Genomic DNA, 493 nt, shown 5'->3' with positions numbered 1-493 from the left:
CCAAAAGCTTTCAATCGGTGCATTATCGTAACAGTCTCCGCGCTTGCTCATTGAACCTTGAAAACCATATTGCTCAAGTATATTTCGATATTCATGGCTGCAATATTGACTTCCTCTGTCTGAATGCACAATCAGTTCTTTGGTTGGTTTTTGATTGTGAATAGCCATATTTAGCGCATTACAAACAAGCTGTGCTGTCATGCGCTCATTTAAGCTATAGCCAACCACTTGCTTCGTGTAAAGGTCTTTTACCGCTGCTAAGTACAGCCATCCTTCAACAGTCCATATGTACGTAATATCACTTGACCATGCTTGATTTGGTCTAGTCATTGAGAATTGTTGCTCCAGCAGGTTTTCATAGATCGCTCGATTATGGTCACTATTCGTAGTCCTTTTAAAACGCTTGTGTCGCTTACAATACAGGTGGTTCAGCGCTTTTATCTGACGTACAGCGTACATACTCATTTTTATGCCCTGAGCTTGTAAGTATTTG

General features: G+C 40.8%; 1 pseudogene. It reads right to left on the bottom strand.

Annotated features, from left to right (window positions below):
- Nucleotides 1-493: pseudogene (locus tag WFH18_RS17740) on the bottom strand (IS3-like element ISAba22 family transposase); the annotation flags it as partial.

The organism is Acinetobacter sp. USHLN143 (genome assembly GCF_037145695.1).
GTDB lineage: Bacteria > Pseudomonadota > Gammaproteobacteria > Pseudomonadales > Moraxellaceae > Acinetobacter > Acinetobacter fasciculus.
This window is presented reverse-complemented; position numbering and strand designations above follow the sequence as displayed.